The 18,507-nt window shown below is 66.0% G+C and carries 19 protein-coding genes; 11 read left to right on the top strand and 8 right to left on the bottom strand.

Annotation, left to right across the window (positions count from 1 at the left end; all coding sequences use genetic code 11):
* Positions 1-14: 14 nt before the first annotated feature.
* Entirely contained in the window at positions 15-665 is a 651-nt protein-coding gene (locus tag B2P87_RS18010) for a YggS family pyridoxal phosphate-dependent enzyme (RefSeq protein WP_141891798.1), read from the bottom strand.
* Positions 666-788: 123 nt separating this feature from the next.
* A complete protein-coding gene (locus B2P87_RS18005) occupies positions 789-1,802 on the bottom strand; it encodes a porin (protein WP_141891797.1) in 1,014 nt (337 codons plus the stop codon).
* 308 nt (positions 1,803-2,110) lie between these two features.
* Between B2P87_RS18005 and B2P87_RS18000 the strand changes: the two genes are divergently transcribed.
* The 5 genes from B2P87_RS18000 (at position 2,111) to B2P87_RS17980 (ending at position 7,443) form a co-directional block, all read left to right on the top strand.
* Entirely contained in the window at positions 2,111-2,596 is a 486-nt protein-coding gene (locus B2P87_RS18000) for a DUF3576 domain-containing protein (protein ID WP_141891796.1), read from the top strand.
* 88 nt (positions 2,597-2,684) lie between these two features.
* Positions 2,685-5,249 carry a leucine--tRNA ligase gene (gene leuS / locus B2P87_RS17995; RefSeq protein WP_141891795.1) on the top strand — a complete coding sequence of 855 codons (2,565 nt, stop codon included), beginning with the start codon at positions 2,685-2,687 and terminating at the stop codon, positions 5,247-5,249.
* Positions 5,236-5,751 (top strand): LPS assembly lipoprotein LptE, encoded by a 516-nt coding sequence (gene lptE / locus B2P87_RS17990; RefSeq protein ID WP_141891794.1) that lies wholly within the window; start codon positions 5,236-5,238, stop codon positions 5,749-5,751. Before leuS ends, lptE begins: the two co-directional genes overlap by 14 nt.
* Positions 5,748-6,776 (top strand): DNA polymerase III subunit delta, encoded by a 1,029-nt coding sequence (gene holA, locus B2P87_RS17985; RefSeq protein WP_141891793.1) that lies wholly within the window; start codon positions 5,748-5,750, stop codon positions 6,774-6,776. The genes lptE and holA overlap by 4 nt, the downstream gene beginning before the upstream one ends.
* Before the next feature lie 76 nt (positions 6,777-6,852).
* On the top strand, positions 6,853-7,443 hold the full coding sequence (locus tag B2P87_RS17980) for a glutathione S-transferase family protein (RefSeq protein ID WP_141891792.1): 591 nt from the start codon (positions 6,853-6,855) through the stop codon (positions 7,441-7,443).
* Here the strand turns inward: B2P87_RS17980 and B2P87_RS17975 are convergent.
* Positions 7,416-8,615: a TIGR03862 family flavoprotein gene (locus B2P87_RS17975; protein ID WP_141891791.1), complete on the bottom strand. Its 1,200-nt coding sequence runs from the start codon at positions 8,613-8,615 to the stop codon at positions 7,416-7,418. The genes B2P87_RS17980 and B2P87_RS17975 overlap by 28 nt on opposite strands.
* Before the next feature lie 68 nt (positions 8,616-8,683).
* Here B2P87_RS17975 and B2P87_RS17970 point away from each other — a divergent pair, with 68 nt between their 5' ends.
* Positions 8,684-8,977 carry an HNH endonuclease gene (locus B2P87_RS17970; RefSeq protein WP_141891790.1) on the top strand — a complete coding sequence of 98 codons (294 nt, stop codon included), beginning with the start codon at positions 8,684-8,686 and terminating at the stop codon, positions 8,975-8,977.
* Here B2P87_RS17970 and B2P87_RS17965 read toward each other — a convergent pair.
* From B2P87_RS17965 to B2P87_RS17955, 3 genes are read right to left on the bottom strand one after another with little or no spacing between them, the layout of a single operon-like run.
* Positions 8,974-9,660, bottom strand: coding sequence for a VOC family protein (locus tag B2P87_RS17965; protein WP_244940755.1), 687 nt, complete (start codon positions 9,658-9,660; stop codon positions 8,974-8,976). The two genes, B2P87_RS17970 and B2P87_RS17965, sit on opposite strands and share 4 nt — an antisense overlap.
* The gene (locus B2P87_RS17960) at positions 9,657-10,268 is read right to left on the bottom strand and encodes an enoyl-CoA hydratase/isomerase family protein (RefSeq protein WP_141891788.1); all 612 of its coding nucleotides are present in this window, start codon (positions 10,266-10,268) and stop codon (positions 9,657-9,659) included. The genes B2P87_RS17965 and B2P87_RS17960 overlap by 4 nt, the downstream gene beginning before the upstream one ends.
* Positions 10,265-11,014, bottom strand: coding sequence for an SDR family oxidoreductase (locus tag B2P87_RS17955; protein WP_141891787.1), 750 nt, complete (start codon positions 11,012-11,014; stop codon positions 10,265-10,267). Before B2P87_RS17955 ends, B2P87_RS17960 begins: the two co-directional genes overlap by 4 nt.
* Positions 11,015-11,149: 135 nt before the next feature.
* Here B2P87_RS17955 and B2P87_RS17950 point away from each other — a divergent pair, with 135 nt between their 5' ends.
* The 5 genes from B2P87_RS17950 to lpxK all read left to right on the top strand — a co-directional run bounded on the left by B2P87_RS17950 (position 11,150) and on the right by lpxK (position 17,226).
* Positions 11,150-12,673, top strand: coding sequence for a DUF2125 domain-containing protein (locus B2P87_RS17950; protein WP_141891786.1), 1,524 nt, complete (start codon positions 11,150-11,152; stop codon positions 12,671-12,673).
* 121 nt (positions 12,674-12,794) lie between these two features.
* On the top strand, positions 12,795-14,141 hold the full coding sequence (locus B2P87_RS17945; RefSeq protein WP_141891785.1) for a TldD/PmbA family protein: 1,347 nt from the start codon (positions 12,795-12,797) through the stop codon (positions 14,139-14,141).
* Positions 14,128-14,931: an inositol monophosphatase family protein gene (locus B2P87_RS17940; RefSeq protein ID WP_141891784.1), complete on the top strand. Its 804-nt coding sequence runs from the start codon at positions 14,128-14,130 to the stop codon at positions 14,929-14,931. Before B2P87_RS17945 ends, B2P87_RS17940 begins: the two co-directional genes overlap by 14 nt.
* Before the next feature lie 113 nt (positions 14,932-15,044).
* Positions 15,045-16,238, top strand: a complete 1,194-nt coding sequence (locus B2P87_RS17935; protein ID WP_141891783.1) for a 3-deoxy-D-manno-octulosonic acid transferase — start codon at positions 15,045-15,047, stop codon at positions 16,236-16,238.
* Positions 16,225-17,226 (top strand): tetraacyldisaccharide 4'-kinase, encoded by a 1,002-nt coding sequence (gene lpxK / locus B2P87_RS17930; RefSeq protein ID WP_141891782.1) that lies wholly within the window; start codon positions 16,225-16,227, stop codon positions 17,224-17,226. Before B2P87_RS17935 ends, lpxK begins: the two co-directional genes overlap by 14 nt.
* 83 nt (positions 17,227-17,309) lie before the next feature.
* Here the strand turns inward: lpxK and B2P87_RS17925 are convergent, their stop codons facing one another.
* Positions 17,310-17,981 (bottom strand): DsbA family protein, encoded by a 672-nt coding sequence (locus B2P87_RS17925; protein ID WP_141891781.1) that lies wholly within the window; start codon positions 17,979-17,981, stop codon positions 17,310-17,312.
* Positions 17,978-18,505, bottom strand: coding sequence for a DUF721 domain-containing protein (locus B2P87_RS17920; protein WP_058285289.1), 528 nt, complete (start codon positions 18,503-18,505; stop codon positions 17,978-17,980). The genes B2P87_RS17925 and B2P87_RS17920 overlap by 4 nt, the downstream gene beginning before the upstream one ends.
* Positions 18,506-18,507 lie beyond the last annotated feature (2 nt).

Genomic DNA, 18,507 nt, shown 5'->3' with positions numbered 1-18,507 from the left:
AAAACTTTTACGCCTCAGTAAGTCCGGGCACCAAAGATGGCAGAGCCGACCCGGACATGGGTGGCGCCAAGTGCGATGGCTGACTCGAAATCGCCGCTCATGCCCATCGACAGGCCCTGCAGGCCGTTGCGTTTGGCAATCTTGGCCAGCAGCGCGAAATGCAGGCTCGGCTCCTCATCCACCGGCGGGATGCACATCAGGCCCTTGACCGGCAGATCCAGCGCACGGCATTCGGCGATGAACGCATCCGCTTCTGCCGGCATCACGCCCGCTTTCTGCTCCTCTTCGCCGGTGTTCACCTGAATGAACAGGTCCGGGCACGTGCCCAGCTCCTGCGCCAGCCGGGCCAGGGTCTTGGCCAGTTTCGGGCGGTCCACCGAGTGAATGCTGTCAAACAGCTCCATCGCCTGGCGCGCCTTGTTGGTTTGCAACGGGCCAATCAGGTGCAGGTCGATCCCGTCGTAGCGCTCGGCGAAGGCAGGCCATTTGCCTGCGGCCTCCTGCACCTTGTTCTCGCCAAAACAGCGGTGGCCTTCTTCCAGCACCGCTTCGACCCGCTCGTCCGGCTGCACCTTGGACACCGCGATCAGCTGAACACTGCCCGGCGCGCGGCCTGCGTTTGCTTCGGCCTTGGCAATCCTGGATTTGATATCTTCTAGCGGCATGGGTCCGGCCTCATCTCTGTTTGGCCGCAAAAAACACTGTTTGGCCGCCAATGTTAAGAGGCAAAAGAAAAGGGCGGGCCCCGAAGGAACCCGCCCCGAAAGTCACGCTAGGCGTGCTTCAGCTTAGAAGCTGAAGTGCAGACCTGCCTGAACCGAGTTGTCGTTGTCGTCAGCTGCGGTGTTCACGTAGCCAGCAACAAAGGTCACGCCGCCGCCCAGATCGTACTCGTAGTTGATGCCGAAGGCGGTGCCGTCGGTCACGGTCTGACCTGCGGTCACGCCGGTGTCGATGTCGGTGGAGTTGACCCATGCGATCACGGTCGAGGCTGCGCCGACTTCTGCTTCACCAGCCAGGGTGATGCTGTCTGCTTCTTCGGTCTGTGCCAGCTGCAGAGTTGCGCCGAACTGGCCGAAGTCAGCACCACCTGCCAGGAAGATCACATCGTCGTCAGCTTCCACAGCAACGCCACCTTTGGTGATGGTACGGCCGTTGTCTGCGGACTGGTATGCGCCGGTCACGAAGTAGTCGCCGAACGAGTAGTTCAGCATCAGCGCGGTGCGCTCAACACCGTTCGCGTCGGTCGAGGTGCCTGCGGTGCCGTTCTGCTTCGAGTAGGAGACGTGACCGGTGAAGCCGCCAGCGGAGTAGATGGCTTCGATGCCGCCACGGCCAACGCCTGCGGAGGTGAAGGTGTCAAAGCCAGCGCCTTTGATGGCCAGGGAATTGAAGCCCATGCCGTCGATGCCGGTGCCAACCGAGGTGGTGTTCAGGTACAGGCCCGGTGCGGAGTCGATCGCGCCCCAGATGTTGCCGACGTTCACACGCAGGCCGCCGTATGCGACGTGGAACTGCGGGCTGGAGAAGGTTGCACGGCCCTGATTGCCGTCACGGTTTTCTGCCTGGGCGCGGATACGGCCGCCAACGGTCACGCCGCCGTCGGTTTCGGTCGACGCGTCAAAGGTCAGACGGAAACGGCTGGTGATGTTGGTTGCGTCGGTGTTGTCCAGGTTACCGGCAACGTCGTTTGCTTCGTTCCAGTCCAGGCCGAAACGGCCGTAGCCGGAGATTTTGACTTCTGCCGCGGCCATGCCTGCGGTGGCGATCAGCGCGGTAGTCGCGAAGAGAACCTTTTTCATGTTTTTCCCTCGGTTTCTATTCCTCAGCCCAAACCGGGGAATCCGGCGTGGGTATGCCAAGGGGTTTCGCTCTTTCGGCCCCGTTTTGGCAAGTCTTGGGAAAGTCAGGCGAAACGATGCGGCCCGGGATGGTGCAGCTTTGCCACAGTCTGCCCGCCCCTGGCGCACTGTGCCGCCGGATAAGCCCGGGTTACGGCGGAAACACCCGGCGGCGCAGCACAACAGCCTCACTATAGCAGCCAAAGCCCTTGCTCCGCCGGCTTGGCTTGCGTTAGGTGTTCGCGCAGAAAATGGCTCCGGGAGCGGTTATGGAATACGGAAAGACCCTGCGGGTAACTTTGGTCGGTGCGATCTGTCTCAGCCTCGCGGCGTGCGGCGGCAACAGAGGCGGCGATGCGCCGTCCAGCACGGCCCGGACAATCAGCCACAAGGAAGAGATTCAGGGCGCCGCGACCAAGTCCTCGGTCTTTGACTTCCTGAACGCCAAGCCGGATCAGACCGTTCAGGTGAACCGCTACCTGTGGACCGCCAGCCTGGATGTGCTGTCGTTCCTGCCGGTGCAGTCGGTCGATCCGTTCACCGGTGTCATTGTCACCGGCTACGGCACCCCGCCGGGCGGCGGCCGCTCCTACCGGGCGACCATCCATATCAAGGACCCGGCGCTGGACGCGCGCTCGCTGAATGTGGCCCTGCAGTCCAAGGGCGGCCCGGTCAGCGCCAGCACCACCCGGGCGGTCGAAGATGCGATTCTTTCCCGCGCTCGGCAGCTACGCATCGCGGACAAGAAACTCTGACCCGCTGCGCACTGGAAACACCAGCCAAACCCCATTATCAGATGCGCCGGGCCACTTGCCCGGCGTTTTCATGCAAAGGACCGCTCTGATGCCGCGTTACATAGCTCCTGAAATCGAAGCACGATGGCAGAAAGCCTGGGACGAGGCCGGAATTTTCCAGGCCAAGCGAACCGGCGGCAAGCCCAAGTACTATGTGCTGGAGATGTTCCCCTACCCGTCGGGGAAACTGCACATGGGCCATGTGCGCAACTACACGATGGGCGACGTGATCGCGCGCTACAAGCTGTCGACCGGCCATAACGTGCTGCATCCAATGGGGTTTGACGCCTTCGGCATGCCCGCCGAAAACGCCGCGATGGCGTCCGGCGGACACCCCAAGGACTGGACGTACTCCAACATCGACACGATGGTCGAGCAGATGAAGCCGCTGGGCCTGTCGCTGGACTGGAGCCGCATGTTCGCGACCTGCGACCCGGAATATTACGGCCAGCAGCAGGCGCTGTTCCTCGACTTCCTGGAAAAGGGCCTGGTCTACCGCAAGAACGCGGTGGTGAACTGGGACCCCATCGACATGACCGTGCTGGCCAACGAGCAGGTCGAGAACGGCCGCGGCTGGCGCTCCGGCGCGCTGGTGGAGCGGCGCGAGCTGACCCAGTGGTTCTTCAAGATCTCCGATTTCTCCGAAGAGCTGCTGTCGGCGCTGGACACCCTGGAAAACTGGCCCGCCAAGGTCCGCCTGATGCAGGAAAACTGGATCGGCAAGTCGCGCGGCCTGCAGTTCTCGTTCGAGCGCACCGACGGCGGCGCGCCGATCGAGGTCTACACCACCCGCCCGGACACGCTGATGGGGGCATCGTTCGTCGGCATCTCGCCCGATCACCCGGTTGCCAAGGCGCTGGAGGCCGAATCGGAAGAGGTTGCAGCGTTTGTTGCCGAGTGCCGCAAGGGCGGCACCACCGAGGAAGCCATCGAAACGGCGGAGAAGCTGGGCTATGACACCGGCATCCGCGTGAAGCATCCGCTGAACCCCGACTGGGAGCTGCCGGTCTGGATCGCCAATTTCATCCTGATGGATTACGGCACCGGCGCGATCTTTGCCTGCCCGGCGCATGACCAGCGCGACCTGGATTTCTGCCGCAAGTATGACCTGCCGGTCACCAACGCCTTCTTTGCACTGGATGAGGACGCGCCGGTCGCAACCGAGGCCCTGGTGCCGCCGAAGTCCGAAAAGGTCCGCTGGGTGGATCATTTCGCCGGGCTGACCGAGGCCACCGGCGAAGATGCGATCAACGCCACCGTCGACTTCGCGGAAAAGGCCGGCTGGGGCCAAGGCGTCACTAAATACCGCCTGCGCGACTGGGGCCTCTCCCGCCAGCGCTACTGGGGCTGCCCTATCCCTGTGGTCCACTGCGCAGACTGCGGCGTGGTGCCGGAGAAGAAAGAGAACCTGCCGATTGCGCTTCCTTATGATGAGGGCGGCAAACCGATCGACTTCTCTGTTCCGGGCAACCCGCTGGACCGCCACCCGACCTGGCGCGACTGCGCATGCCCGTCCTGCGGCAAGCCGGCCCAGCGCGAAACCGACACCATGGACACCTTCGTGGACTCGTCCTGGTATTTCGCCCGTTTCACCGCCCCGCGCGCCGAAACCCCGACCGACATGGCCGAGGCCGAATACTGGATGAACGTCGACCAGTACATCGGCGGCATCGAGCACGCGATTCTGCACCTGCTGTACTCGCGCTTCTTTGCCCGCGCGATGCACATCTGCGGCCACCTGCCGGAGAAATCGAAGGAGCCGTTTGACGCGCTGTTCACCCAAGGCATGGTGACCCACGCGATCTACAAGACCACCGGCGGCAATCACCGCCCGGTCTACCACTACCCCGAGGAAGTGGAACTGAAGGACGGCAAGGGCTTCCTCAAGGACGGCACCGAGGTGGAAATCATCCCCTCCGCCAAGATGTCGAAGTCCAAGAACAACGTGGTGGACCCGCTGCACATCATCTCGTCCTTTGGCGCCGACACCGCGCGCTGGTTCGTGCTGTCCGATTCGCCGCCCGAGCGGGACGTGGAATGGACCGCTTCCGGTGCCGAGGCCGCGCACAAGCACCTGAACCGGGTCTGGAACCTGTGCGACCGGATCGGGGAGATGGACCGCAACGCCGATGGCGAAGGCGACGAGGAGTTGCTGCGCGAGATGCATAAGTGCATCCGCGACGTGACGCTGGGCATCGATTCCTTCGGCTTCAACGCCGCGATTGCCAAACTTTACGCCTTCACCGGCACGCTGTCGAAATCCAAGGCCAGCTATAAGGTGCAGCGCCAGGCGGTGATGACGCTGGCGCAGCTGATGTCCCCGATGACCCCGCACCTGGCAGAGGACATCTGGAACCATCAGGGCGGCGAAGGCCTGTGCGCCACAGCACCCTGGCCGGTTGCGGACGACGCGATGCTGGTCGAGGACACTGTCACCCTGCCGATCCAGATCAACGGCAAGCGCCGCGGCGAAATTGAGGTCGCCAAGGATCTGGACAAGGCAGAGGTTGAAAAACTGGCCCTCGCGCATGAAGCTGTGCAAAAGGCGCTGAATGGCAGCGCTCCGAAGAAGGTGATCGTTGTGCCGGGCCGGATCGTGAATGTCGTTGCTTAACCGCAGAACCCTGCTGCTGGCCCTGCCCCTGGTGGCAGCGGCCTGCGGCTTTACCCCGGTGTACGCTCCCGGCGGCACCGGGTCCGCGCTGCATGGGCGGATCGCGGTTCAGGCACCCGAGGAGATCACAGGCGCCACCGGCACCGACGCCTATTTCCTGGTGCAGAACCTGGAACAGCGGCTGGGCCGCGGCGGCAGCCCGGACTACCGGCTGGATCTGACGCTCAGCACCCAGGAAGAAGGGCAGGCAATCACCGCCGGAAATGAGATCACCCGCTATTCGGTGATCGGAACGGTTAACTATTCCCTAACACGATTGTCAGCTGGCAATATTGTCTCCAGCGGCACCGTGCGGAACTTCACCGGCTACTCCGCCACCGGCTCCACCGTGGAAACGCTGGCGGGCGAGCGCGACGCGCATGAGCGGCTGATGGTGATTTTGGCAGACCAGATCACGACACAGATCCTGGCAACTGCGGATCTCTCCGCGCCGGCAGAATGAAGCTCTCCCCGCGCGAGGCAGACGGGTATTTCGCCAAGCCCGATCCGGGCAAAACCGGCATCCTGATCTATGGCGCCGACGCCATGCGCGTGTCGCTCAAGCGGCAGCAGGTGCTGGCCACCCTGCTTGGCCCCGGCGCCGAGGAAGAGATGCGCCTGAGCCGCCTGCCCGGCGCAGACCTGCGCAAGGATCCGGCCCAGCTTTTGGATGCGGTGAAGGCAGTCGGGTTCTTTCCCGGCATCCGGGCGGTCTTTGTCGAGGGCGCCAACGACACGGCCACGCCTGCCATCACCGCAGCGCTGGAGGAATGGCAGCCGGGCGATGCCCAGATCGTTGTCACTGCCGGGCAGCTCAAGGCCACGTCCAAACTGCGCAAGGCGTTTGAGGGCCACAACAACGCCTACGCCGCGGGCATCTACGATGATCCGCCCTCGCGGGCCGAGATCGAACGCATCCTCGGCGAGGCCGGCATCCGCGGCGTGCCCGCCGACAGCATGTCGGCGCTTACCGATATCGCCAATGACACCGGCCCCGGCGACTTCTCCCGCATGATCGAGAAGCTGGCGCTGTACAAACACGGCGACAGCAGCCCGCTGGCGCTGGAGGATATCGCCGCCGTTGCCCCGCAATCGACCGAAGCCGCGCTGGATGACGTGCTGCACGTGGTGGCCGAGGGGCGCAGCGCCGAAATCGGCCCGCTGATCCGCCGCCTGCAGGCGCAGGGCACCAACGCGGTCACGCTGTGCATCGGCGCGACACGGCATTTCCGCACGCTCTACACCATCGCAGCCGCCCCCGGCGGCCCGGCCCAGGGCATCGGCCATCTGCGCCCGCCGCTCTATGGCAAGCGCCGCGACCGGATGCTGCGGCAGGCGCAGAACTGGGGCGCGAACCGGCTGGAAACCGCGCTGACCATCATCACCGACACCGATCTGGCCTTGCGGTCTGCCGGCCAGACCGCCCCGGCGCTGGCGCTGATGGAACGGGCGCTGATCCGGCTGGCAATGCTGGGCCGCGCCCGCTGAACCGGCGGCGCGCCGTCCCGCTTGATCCGCCTCCGCCGGCGGCGCATCTTACCCGCACATGAACAGGAGAGAGATGATGTACACCGTCACAGGCATGCCGCTCACCCGCACCTTCCGGGTGCTCTGGGCGCTTGAAGAGCTTGGCGAGCCTTATGAGCTCCACCCGCACGGCCCCCGCAGCCCGGAGGTTCAGGCGCTGAATATCTCGGGCAAGGTGCCGGTGCTGCAGGCAGAGGGGGAGGTCATCACCGATTCGACCGCCATCATCACCTATCTGGCCGACAAGCACGGCGCGCTGACAGCGCCCGCCGGGACGGTGGCCCGCGCCAAGCAGGACGCGATCACCCATCTGCTGCTGGACGAGTTCGACGCCGTCCTGTGGGCCGCGGCCCGCCACAGCTTTATCCTGCCCGAGGAACAGCGGGTGCCGGAGGTGAAAGGCAGCCTGAAATGGGAGTTCGGCCACAATCTGGCGCGGCTTGAGGACAAGATGACCGGTCCCTTCCTGATGGGCGAGGACTTCACCATCGCCGACATCATCTTCACCCATTGCCTGAACTGGGCGCGCAGCGCCAAATTCCCGGTCGAGGGCGAGAAGATCCAGGACTACGGCAAGCGGATGCGGGAGCGCCCTGCCTTTCAGCGGGTCGCGGCACTCGCCAAGTAAGCCGCCGCCGCCCGGCCCGCCCAGCGCCCGGTCGCCAGGCATCCGGTCAGAAGGTAGCCGCCGGTGGGCGCTTCCCAATCCAGCATCTCCCCGGCGCAGAACGTGCCGGGGAGCTGTTTCAGCATCAGGGTGTCCTCCAGCGCGCCGCGGCAGACGCCGCCTGCGGTGGAAATCGCCTCATCCATCGGGCGCAAGCCTGCGTGCTGCACCGGCAGCGCCTTGATCAGCTGCGCCAGGGTCTGCGCATCCTGCGGCAGCGGTCGCCCGAATTCCTGCAACACCGCCGTTCGCGCGGGTCCCAGCTTCAGCACCTTGCGCAGATGGTTGGAAAAACTCGCCTTGCCGCGCGGCCGGGACAGGCGGCTGGCAATCTCCGCCGCATCCATGTCCGGCAGCAGATCCATCTGCAGAACCGCACCCTCCCGGACCGCCGCGCAGACGGAATAAACGCCGCCGCCCTCCAGGCCGCGCTCCGAAATGACCGCCTCACCGCGCGACGCCAGGCTGCCGGCGCGCAGGGCAATGCCCTTCAGCGGCTGGCCGAACTGAGGCTTCATATGCGCGGACCATTCCACCAGCAGACCCGCATTGGCCGGCTGGAACGGCGCGGTTTTCACGCTCTTTTCACGCAGATGCGGCACCCATGCCCCGTCCGAGCCGAGCCGAGCCCAACTGGCGCCGCCCAGCGCCAGAACCACGGCCCCGGCCCCGATCCGCTGCGGCCCCTCCGGCGTCTCAAAGGCGAGCGCAGCGCCGTCCCAGCCGGTCCAGCGCCAGCGGGTGCGGATCTGAGCACCGTACCCGTCCAGCCGCGCCAGCCAGGCGCGCAGCAGCGGCGAGGCCTTCATCACCGTGGGAAACACCCGGCCCGTCGATCCGGTGAACAACGTGCTCCCCAGCCCCAGTGCCCAATCCTGCACCGCTTGCGCATCAAAGGCGCGGATCATCGGTGCCAGCCAGTCCGCTGCGCCGCCATAATGCGTGATCAGCTGCTCAAAAGGCTCATCCTTGGTCAGGTTCAGGCCGGACTTGCCCGCCATCAGGAACTTGCGCGCAACCGACGGCTTGGCCTCGATCACCAGCACCCGGTGCCCGGCGCGGCCCAGTTCCTCTGCCGCCATCAGACCTGCAGGCCCGGCGCCGATCACCACTGCGTCCCACGTTTCCGTCATGCCATCCCCTTGCCAGCGCCCGCCGCCAGCGTGTCTATTCAGCGCACGAAACCGCAAGAGGCCCGCACATGTCCGATCCGGTCTGCCCGCTTTGCGGCCGTCCCATTCCCGACGGCGTTCCGCAAAGCCTGCACCATCTGATCCCAAAACTGAAAGGAGGCAAGGGCGGGCCGACCGTGCTGCTGCATGACATCTGCCACCGCGAGATCCACGCGACGCTGACGGAGGCAGAACTGGCCCGCGAGTACAGCACCCCGGAAGCGCTGAAAACACACCCGCGGCTGGCCAAGTTCATCGTCTGGGTGCAGAAACGCCCGCCGGGCTTCCGTTCCCGCGTGCCCGGCAAGCGGCGCAAGCGCTAGGTGATCTCCAGCCCCAGAAACGCCGGGCTGTCGCGCAGGTCGGCCCCGGCAATATGCTGGAATTCCAGCGTCGTATACGGCCGCTTCCACAGCCAGGGCCGGTTTGCCACAGCCCGCAGATCGGGATCCGGCGGGGTTTCCTCCGTATAGGCCAGGAAATGCAGGTCAAAGCCGAACTCCGCCACGTCCTGAACCGCCAGCAGCGTCATGTCCGAGTGCATGGCCAGTTCGGCGGCGATGTCGCCGGTGCGCAAGGTGATCTGCCCAAGATGCGCCCCGCCGCCCAGCGGCAGCGCCGGGTCGCCCGCCCCGTCGGGCCGTTTGCCCTGGAAGTCATGCTGCAGCAGCTCGATGGCAAAGCCTTCGGGATCGTGCAGATGCGCCATATAGCCGATGTCGCGGAACTGGTGCGGGGCAGAGACCTCTACCCCCTTCTGCCGCAGCTGTTCGCAGGCGGTGTCCAGATCGGGCAGGCAGATGCCGATTTTCCAATACCGCTCCTCCCGTGAATGCGGAACCGGGCGGCCGCCCGGCTGCAGGACCAGATCGGCGTCCGCCCCTGCATAGCCTGCGCGCCATCCGCCGTTGCCGCTGCGCGCCGTCATGCCCAGCACATCCGAATAGAACCGGGCCAGCCGTTCGAGATCCTGCACCTGCAGCTTCACACCGGACAGCCGCTTCACCGGCACATCCTCAGGATCCCGGCGGCGGTCTCCGGCTTGGCCGCCAGCGAATGCGCCAGCAGGTCCTGCGCGGTGGCCATCAGCGCGTCCGGCTCCACGATCCGGTCGACGAGACCGTAATCATAGGCTTCCTGCGCGGTGATCTTCTGCCCTGCCGCCAGGATCATCTTGGTGCGCGCAGGCCCGATCAGCGCCGCCATCCGGCCCGCGTCCGAGGGCTGCGGCAGGTAGCCGAGCTTCATCACCGGATAGAAGACCTTGGCCGACGGCACGGCAAGGCGGATATCGCAAGCCAGCACCATGCCGTTGGCGCCACCCGCGAGGGTTCCGTTCAGCGCAGCGACCTTAAGGCAGGGCACGGCGGCCATCGCATTCGACAGCCGCTCCCACACCGGAGAAGTCGCCAGACCGGCCCGTGCCTCGTCCAGGTCGGCACCGGCGCTGAAGACCTTGCCGGTGCCGGTCAGGATCAGCCCGCGCGCCTCCTGCGCGCGCTCGGCGATCTCTGCCAGCTCGGTCAGCATCGCGCCGGTCAGCGAATTGGCCTTGTCCGGGCGGTTGATGGTGATGGTCCACAGGCCGCTGTCCGCGATGTCCAGCCCGATCATGCCAGTCCGACCCGCTGGCGGATGCTGTCTTCCCGCAGGGAGACTTCCTCGCCGATATAATTGTCAGCGTCGGCCGTGCACATCCACAAGAGCGTCCGGGCTGGCCATTCCGGCGGGATGTGGTCTTCCCACTCCAGCGCGCTCACCGGGTTGATGCCACTGGCCTTGATCTCGCGCTGCATCCGGGTTGCCACCGTACCCGGCGACAGGCCCATAGCGCGGATGCCGTTTTCGCGCTCCTCCAGGTCCAGCGCGCTGGTCAGCATCGCCGCACCCGCCTTGGAGGTGCAATAGGCGCTCCAGCCCTCCAGCGGGCGGTGCGCAGCGCCGGAGCTGACGGTGATGATGGTGCCGCCGCCCGCGGGCTTCATCAGCGGCAGCGCGGCCCGGATCCCGTTGAACACGCCTTTGACGTTGATGTCGATCAGCTTGCCCCAGTCGTCTGGCTCAGCCGCCTCCAGCCTGGCGATCGGTTCGATCACGCCGGCATTGTTGATCAGAACATCCAGGCTGCCGAATTTCCGGTGCGTCTCCGACAGCGCCGCCGCCACCGCGGCATAGTCAGCCACATCGCAGGCGAAGGTCAGCACGTTCCCGCCGATTTCCGCCGCCAGTTCCTGCAGCGCCGCGCCGCTCCTTGCCAGCAAGGCCAGATTGGCCCCGGCAGCGGCAAACACCCGGGCCGCATCCGCGCCGATGCCGCGGCTGGCCCCTGTAATTACAACTGTTTTTCCATTGAAATCCATCCGCTGTCCCTCCAAGTGGCTGCTGTCCCAAGTGGTAAAGCGGTTAAGGGGAGCGGTCCAGCCCAAGGCCCCCTTGACGGCACCGCCCGCCGGGCCGACGATGATTTCAATTATCTCACAGAGAAAGGTTCTCTAATGTCCCGAATTTTTGCGCGCGGCGGTGCCGCAGCGGCAATTTTGGTTGTTTCAGCCCAGGGCGCCCTCGCCGATCTCAGCGCTCAGGACGTCTGGGCCGAGTGGAAAGCGTACCTGACCAGCACCGGCTACACCGTGTCCGGCACCGAATCCATTTCCGGCAGCACCCTGACCGTTTCCGATGTGTCTATGGTCATGCCGATCCCCGAAGAGGACGGGTCCGGCACCGTCAGCCTCCCGGAAATCAAGTTCGTGGAAAACGGCGACGGCACCGTCAACCTGCTGCTGCCTGCGGAATTCCCGGTCGGGTTTGAGTTCTCTGGCGACGGCGAAGAATTTTCGGGCAAGCTGCTCTACACCCATGACGGCGCGCCGCTGACGGTGGCCGGCGATACCGAGAACATGAGCTATGATTACAGGTCGTCCAAGGTCACCGTGACTTTGGCTGAACTGGCCGCCGATGGCGAGGCGGTTCCGGACGGCGTGGCGAATGCGCAGGTCACCCTGAACGATGTGACCACCACAACCGACATGAAGATCGCGGAGGTGCGCACCTACAAACAGTCGCTGTCCGCCTCCAGCCTGAGCTACGACATGGGGTTCAACGACCCGGAAAGCAACGGCAACGGGTCCTTCAAGGGCGCGCTGGAAGGGCTGAGCTTCAAGGGCACCAGCACCGTTCCAACGGGCCTCGACGCCCCCGACATGGCAGCGCTGCTGGAGGCCGGTTTTGCCTTTGACGGCACCTTTACCTTTGCCGGCGGCAAAGGCTCCATTTCCGGCCAGGAGGGCAGCGAAAGCTTTGCCATGGAGAGCAGCTCCGAAGGCGGTTCGGTCGCCATAGCGATGGACAACAAGCACCTGACCTATGACGTGTCGCAGAGCGGCACCAATGTGAACATCACCGGGTCCGAGATCCCCTTCCCGCTGGCGATCAGCATGGCGGAAGCCGGGTTCAACCTGATGATACCGCTTGCCAAATCCGAGGAAGAGCAGGATTTCGCCCTGGGCGTCACCCTGCGCGACTTTGCGCTGCCGGAGATGCTGTGGGGGATGTTCGATCCGACCGGCCAGCTGCCGCATGACCCGGCTACCGTCGTTCTGGACCTGGCCGGCAAGGGCAAGGTGCTGTTCGACATGTTCGACCCGGAAGCGATGGAAGCCCTGGAGAAGGGCGAGGAACAGCCGGGCGAGCTGCATGCGCTGACCGTCAATCAGCTGCAGGTGTCCGCCGCGGGCGCTGAGCTGACCGGCACCGGCGACTTCACCTTCAACAACGAGGATCTGACCAGCTTTGACGGGGTGCCTGCCCCCGCGGGCGAGGCCAACCTCAAGCTGACCGGCGCCAACGCCCTGATCGACAAGCTGATCCAGATGGGCCTGATCACCGAGGGCGACGCCATGGGCGCGCGCATGATGATGGGTATGCTGGCAGTGCCGGGCGAGGCTGAGGACACCCTGACCTCGAAGATCGAAATCTCCGAGGATGGCCAGATCCACGCCAACGGCCAGCGCATCAAATAACCGTCAAACCCTGACGGGTACTTAAAAGGGGCTGCCATGCGCGGCCCCTTTTTTGCAGCCCGCACTTGCGGCAAGGCGCCTCACTGGATAGCTCTTTTACAGAGCAGAACAGAAGGTGCCCATGACCCAGTCCCCCGAAGCGCTTTGCCACGCCCTGATTGACGCCGCCCGCAAGGCCGGCGCGGATGCCGCTGATGCGATGGCTGCTGAGGGCAGCTCTCTCAGCATCGAAGTGCGCGAGGGCAAACTGGAGCATGCGGAGCGCTCCGAAGGGACAGACCTGGGACTGCGGGTGTTCGTGGGCAAACGGCAGGCGCTGGTGTCGTCCTCGGACATGCGCCCGGAGACCATCGCCGCGATGGCCGAACGCGCCGTGGCGATGGCCAGGGAAGCGCCGGAGGATCCCTATGCGGGGCTTGCCGACCCGTCGCAGCTGGCCCGCGGCTGGGACCTGGCCGCGCTGGAGCTGGAAGACCCCTCGGGCGAGCCGGAACCGTCCGCGCTGCAGGCGGACGCCCTGGCGGCCGAGGCCGCCTGCCAGGAGATCGACGGCATCAGCCAGGTGCAGTCCGCCGCCGCGGGCTATGGCCGGCACGCGGTTCACATGGCTGCCACCAACGGGTTCTCCGGCGGCTACCAGCGCACCGGGCGGTCGCTGTCCTGCACCGGGATCGCAGGCACCGGCACCGGCATGGAGCGTGACCACGATGGCGACTCGCGCACCTTCCAGGGTGACCTGCGCAGCGCTCAGGAGATCGGCCGCACCGCCGGCGAGCGGGCCGTGGCCCGGCTGGGGGCGCGCAAGCCCAAGACCGGCAGCTTTCCGGTGCTGTTCGACGAACGCATCTCCTCCTCCCTGATCGGGCATCTGCTGTCCGCCGCCAATGGCGCCGCGATTGCCCGCGGCTCCTCCTGGCTGAAGGATTCGCTGGGCCAGCAGGTGCTGCCCGAAGCGCTTTCGGTCATCGAGGACCCGCACCGCCCGCGCATTTCCGGCTCCCGCCCCTTTGATGGCGAAGGGCTGCCGACCCGCCGCCGCACCGTTGTGGACAATGGCGTTCTGACCGGCTGGACGCTGGACCTGGCCTCCGCCCGCAAGCTGGGGCTGGAAAGCACCGGCAACGCCGCCCGCGGCATCGGCGGGGTGCCCTCGCCCGCAACCTGGAACATCGCGCTGACCCAGGGCGAGGCCAGCCGAGAGGATCTGATCGCCCAGATGGGCACCGGCCTGCTGGTCACCTCGATGATCGGCTCCACCATCAATCCGAACACCGGGGATTATTCCCGCGGCGCCTCCGGCTTCTGGGTGGAAAACGGCGAGATTGCCTATCCGGTGAACGAATGCACCATCGCGGGCAACCTGCTCGATATGCTGCGCCGGATCGTGCCGGCCAATGACGCGCGCACGCATCTGTCCACCGTGGTGCCATCGCTGCTGGCCGAGGGGATGACACTTGCCGGCAACTGACCTGCCCCTGCTTGTGAAAGCGGCGGAACTGGCCGGAGACATCGCATGCCGCTTCACGGGTCCCGAGGCCAGGAGCTGGGACAAGCCCGGCGGCGCGGGGCCGGTGACAGAAGCAGACCTGGCCGTGAACGCCATGCTGGAAGACATGCTGCAGAAGGCGCGCCCCGGTTACGGCTGGCTGTCGGAGGAGACCGAGGACAGCGCCGCGCGGCTGACACGGGACCGGGTGTTTATCATCGACCCGATCGACGGCACCCGCAGCTTTGCCCAAGGCTCCCGCACCTGGGCGCATTCCATTGCGGTTGCGGAAAAGGGCGTGGTGACGGCGGCGGTGATCTACCTGCCGCAGCGGGAGCTGATGTACACCGCGGCCAAGGGCCAGGGCGCTGCCTGCAATGGCGCCCCGATCCGGGTTTCCTCCGCCTTGGACCTGTCCATAACAGAGGTGCTGGCCGCCAAGCCCAACCTGCAAGCGCATCACTGGCTGGGCGGCACCCCGCCCGCGTTCATCCGCAGCTACCGGCCCTCGCTGGCCTACCGCCTGGCAAAGGTGGCGGACGGCCGGTTCGGTGCGATGCTGACGCTGCGGCCGAGCTGGGAGTGGGACATTGCCGCAGGCGATCTGCTGCTGCGCGAGGCCGGCGGCACCATCACCGACAGGACCGGCACCCCCTTGCGCTTCAACAACCCGGCCCCGCGCCTGAACGGCGTGGTGGCCGGCGGCAGCGCCCTGCACCGGGCATTGCTGGACGCGCTGGACCCGGACAGCCCCGGCATCACTGGACATTGACAGCGGCCGGCCTTAAGCGGCGGTAGCAGAGGCGGCTGCAACGCCGGCAAATTTTTCACAGACAAACCCGCATGTTGCCGATACGTTGGGCCGGAAATTTCAGATCGAACCAGATGCAACGGCGAACCACAGCTCCCAGCCGCCAATCCGTGCTGCAGCCCCGTCCCAGGGGCGAGCTGCTGTGGGTGCACGCAACAACGGCGGAGCGCTACCTGGCGCTGTGCGATATCGGCCGCCGGCTGAAGACCCTGCGCCCGGACCTGTCGGTGCTGGCCAGCTGGGAGCCCGGCCTGCGGCTGACCGGCACCGTCGGCTGCGATGTTCCCGTCGGCCCGCTGGCAGAAGACACCCAGGCGGAGGCGCGGGAGTTTCTGGGGCACTGGCAGCCGGACGCCTGCATCTGGACCGGCCCGCCGGCCCGGCGGGTGATGCTGCGGCAGCTGCGCGAGCAGGGCACCGGGGTATTGCTGGCCGACCTGCTGGAGGATGAGGTTCCGAACCGGGCCAGCCGCTGGCTGCCGGACCAGCGGCGGCGGCTGCTGGAGGGGCTGGCCTGCATCCTGACCCCGTCCAAGGACGTGCAGGCGCGGCTGGTCCGGACCGGCTTTCCGGCGGAGCGGGTAGAGCTGGCCGGCAAGCTGCGGGTCTCCGCTATTCCGCCCGGCTGCAACGATGACGAGCTGGCCGCGATGCAGCAGACCCTGGGCAGCCGCCCGGTCTGGCTGGCGGCCCATGTGAAGCTGAGCGAGCTGTCCCGCATTCTGGACGCCCACCGGGGCGCCTTGCGGCTGCTGCACCGGCTGCTGCTGGTGATCGCGCTGGACGATTACGCGGATCTGGACGCCGCCCGCAGCCTGCTGCAGGACAGCGGGCTGTCCTTTGCCGACTGGGAGACCGGCGGCGAGCCGGACGATTTCACCCAGGTGCTGCTCACAGGCGGCGAGGATCTGGGTCTCTGGTACCGGCTGTCCCCGGTTGCGCTGATTGCCAGCAGCCTGGATCCCGCGGCCCAGGGCCAGTCGCCCCTGGATGCCGCCGCCCTGGGCTCGGCCCTGCTGCACGGCCCGGGCATCCATGCCCACCGCGACTTGTACGAGCGTCTGGCCAAGGCCGGCGCTGCCCGACCCGTGCGGACGCAGGAGGAAATGACCGATGCGGTGGTCGCGATGTCGGCGCCGGACAAGGCAGCCGAGATGGCGCTGGCCGGCTGGCAAAGCGTGACCGAAAGCGCGGCCACGACCGACACACTTCTGGAAAAGGTTCAGGATCTTCTGGACCGGCGCGAGGATACCGATGCGGGCACCTGATTTCTGGCACAAGCCGCCGGGCGAATTCGATGCGCGGGCCGCCTTGCTGGCGCCGCTCGGCTGGGCCTATGCGCGCGCCACCGCGTCCAGAATCGCCAAGGGCAGCCCGGCCGCGGCCGGTGTGCCGGTGATCTGCGTGGGCAATCTGAACGCCGGCGGCACCGGCAAGACGCCCACGGTGATCTGGCTGCTGGAAACCCTGCGCAGCCAGGGGCATGAACCGCATGTGGTGACCCGCGGCTACGGCGGCACGCTGGAGGGGCCGGTGCAGGTGCTTCCCGCCACGCATGAGGCGGCGCAGACGGGGGATGAGCCGCTGCTGCTGGCCGCCTTTGGCGAGGTCTGGGTTGCCAAGGACCGCGCCGCTGGCGCCCGGGCCGCTGCCGCAGCCGGGGCGACGGTCATCCTGCTGGACGACGGCTTTCAGAATCCTGCGGTGGCGAAGGACCTGTCGCTGATCGTGGTGGACGCACAGCATGGCTTCGGCAACGGCCGCTGCCTGCCGGCCGGTCCCCTGCGCGAGCCAGTGGCCGCCGGGCTGAAACGCGCCGATGCTGTTCTGTCGATCGGGCCGGAGGCGGCCCAGCAGACATTCGCCGCCGCCTGGGGCGGCAAGCTGCAGGGCCTGCCGCATTTCACCGGCGCGCTGGAGCCCTTGCAGACCGGAATGCCCTGGACCGGCACCCGCGTGCTGGCCTTTGCCGGGATCGGCCATCCGCAGAAATTCTTCGACACCCTGCGCAGCCTTGGGGCGGATATCGCCCGGGCCGAGGCGCTGGACGATCATCAGCCGCTGACCCCGGCGCTGCTGACCCGGCTGGAAAATGAGGCCCAGCTGCGCGGCGCCCAGCTGGTCACCACCGAAAAGGATGCCGTGCGCCTGCCCGCCAGCTTCCGCCGCAAGGTGATCACCCTGCCGGTGCGGCTGCAGGTTGCCGGAGACGGCGCCTTGAAAGACCTGCTGAAGAAAGCCGCGCCTGCGCCCTGAGCCGCCACGGGTTTCGCCGTGCCCCCTCAAACAAAAAAGCCCGGGCACAGGCCCGGGCTTGCCATTGTTGCAGCGGTGCTGGCTTAGCTTTCCAGCTCTGCATCGAGCAGCTTCTTGAACTCCTCGTAGGACTGGTTCGAGATCTTTTCGCCGTTCAGGATGAAGGACGGGGTCGACTCGATGCCGTGCTCGGTCGCGTTCTCCTGGTACCATGCCACCAGGGTCTGCGCCTTGGCGCCATCCTGCAGGCAGGCTTCCAGCTGCTCGTTCTCCAGCCCCGCCAGGCGGCCGATCTTGCGCAGCTCGTCAACGATTTCCGACGCACCGCCGGCGCGTGCCCATTCGGACTGGCCCTTATAGATCAGGTCGGAGATGCCAAAGAACTTGTCCGGCCCGTTGCAGCGCGCAATCATCGACGCCCACAGCCCGTAGCGGTCGAAATAGACCTCGCGGTAGATGAACTTCACCTTGCCGGTGTCGATGTAGTCTTTCTTCAGCTGCTTGAAGACCGTGTTGTGGAAATTGGCGCAATGCGGGCAGGTGTAGGACGCGTATTCGATCAGCGTGACCGGCGCATCCTCAGCCCCCAGGGTCATCTCGGTGATGGTCGAGGTGTCCACCTCGGCCTCTTGCGCAAAGGCGGCGCCGACCAGCGGGTTTTCCGGCAGATTGCTCTGGCTGTTGAAACCGGTCAGGGCATAACCGCCCGCCACAACCGCAACAGCGGCAAACACACCAGACATGAGACGGGTCATTTGAACCCCTTTCCTTGCGTTTTCTGTTTTGTCAGCACATTGCGCCCCAGACGTTCCAGGGCGGCGCGCAAATCGTCGTTTTCCACCCCTTCGGCTGCCTTGCTGGCCTCCGCCGCATCCTGCGGGTCCGGCTGAAGCGGCGCTTGCACCTTGGGGGCATATTTGAATTCCACGCGGCCGTCGGAAAATCCCGTCGGTGCCGTTTGCGTGATCCGCACCTTGGAGATGGCGTTGAAGCCGTAAACCGCGTTCACCCGCTCGCGCAGGCGTTCCTTCTGCATCTCCAGCATCGGCGCGTTGGCCCCGGTTGTCAGCACCGTCAGCGTGGCGCCAAAGGAGCCGCGGCCATAGCCGACATTCACCGGCCGCGCCATCGCGGCAATATCCGGGCCTGCGATCTCTTCCCAATGGGTCAGCAGCCGGGATACCGCGAAGCCGCGGCTCTCCCCCGCCTTGCGGATCTGCTCATTGAGAAGCTTGGAGGTTCGTGCGAACCCGCGTGTTGTGCTGCGCCTGAATGCCATGA

The organism is Leisingera sp. UBA4491 (genome assembly GCF_002388965.1).
GTDB classification, from domain to species: Bacteria; Pseudomonadota; Alphaproteobacteria; order Rhodobacterales; family Rhodobacteraceae; genus Leisingera; species Leisingera aquaemixtae.
The sequence above is the reverse complement of the archived record's forward strand: the minus strand, read 5'-3'. Positions and strand labels throughout refer to the sequence as shown.

What these genes read in the sequence shown, in the direction of transcription:
- B2P87_RS18010 (WP_141891798.1), bottom strand. Translation starts at nt 665, where the DNA reads ATGCCGCTAGAAGATATCAAATCCAGGATTGCCAAGGCCGAAGCAAAC.
- B2P87_RS18005 (WP_141891797.1), bottom strand. Translation starts at nt 1,802, where the DNA reads ATGAAAAAGGTTCTCTTCGCGACTACCGCGCTGATCGCCACCGCAGGC.
- B2P87_RS18000 (WP_141891796.1), top strand. Translation starts at nt 2,111, where the DNA reads ATGGAATACGGAAAGACCCTGCGGGTAACTTTGGTCGGTGCGATCTGT.
- leuS (WP_141891795.1), top strand. Translation starts at nt 2,685, where the DNA reads ATGCCGCGTTACATAGCTCCTGAAATCGAAGCACGATGGCAGAAAGCC.
- lptE (WP_141891794.1), top strand. Translation starts at nt 5,236, where the DNA reads ATGTCGTTGCTTAACCGCAGAACCCTGCTGCTGGCCCTGCCCCTGGTG.
- holA (WP_141891793.1), top strand. Translation starts at nt 5,748, where the DNA reads ATGAAGCTCTCCCCGCGCGAGGCAGACGGGTATTTCGCCAAGCCCGAT.
- B2P87_RS17980 (WP_141891792.1), top strand. Translation starts at nt 6,853, where the DNA reads ATGTACACCGTCACAGGCATGCCGCTCACCCGCACCTTCCGGGTGCTC.
- B2P87_RS17975 (WP_141891791.1), bottom strand. Translation starts at nt 8,615, where the DNA reads ATGACGGAAACGTGGGACGCAGTGGTGATCGGCGCCGGGCCTGCAGGT.
- B2P87_RS17970 (WP_141891790.1), top strand. Translation starts at nt 8,684, where the DNA reads ATGTCCGATCCGGTCTGCCCGCTTTGCGGCCGTCCCATTCCCGACGGC.
- B2P87_RS17960 (WP_141891788.1), bottom strand. Translation starts at nt 10,268, where the DNA reads ATGATCGGGCTGGACATCGCGGACAGCGGCCTGTGGACCATCACCATC.
- B2P87_RS17955 (WP_141891787.1), bottom strand. Translation starts at nt 11,014, where the DNA reads ATGGATTTCAATGGAAAAACAGTTGTAATTACAGGGGCCAGCCGCGGC.
- B2P87_RS17950 (WP_141891786.1), top strand. Translation starts at nt 11,150, where the DNA reads ATGTCCCGAATTTTTGCGCGCGGCGGTGCCGCAGCGGCAATTTTGGTT.
- B2P87_RS17945 (WP_141891785.1), top strand. Translation starts at nt 12,795, where the DNA reads ATGACCCAGTCCCCCGAAGCGCTTTGCCACGCCCTGATTGACGCCGCC.
- B2P87_RS17935 (WP_141891783.1), top strand. Translation starts at nt 15,045, where the DNA reads ATGCAACGGCGAACCACAGCTCCCAGCCGCCAATCCGTGCTGCAGCCC.
- lpxK (WP_141891782.1), top strand. Translation starts at nt 16,225, where the DNA reads ATGCGGGCACCTGATTTCTGGCACAAGCCGCCGGGCGAATTCGATGCG.
- B2P87_RS17925 (WP_141891781.1), bottom strand. Translation starts at nt 17,981, where the DNA reads ATGACCCGTCTCATGTCTGGTGTGTTTGCCGCTGTTGCGGTTGTGGCG.
- B2P87_RS17920 (WP_058285289.1), bottom strand. Translation starts at nt 18,505, where the DNA reads ATGGCATTCAGGCGCAGCACAACACGCGGGTTCGCACGAACCTCCAAG.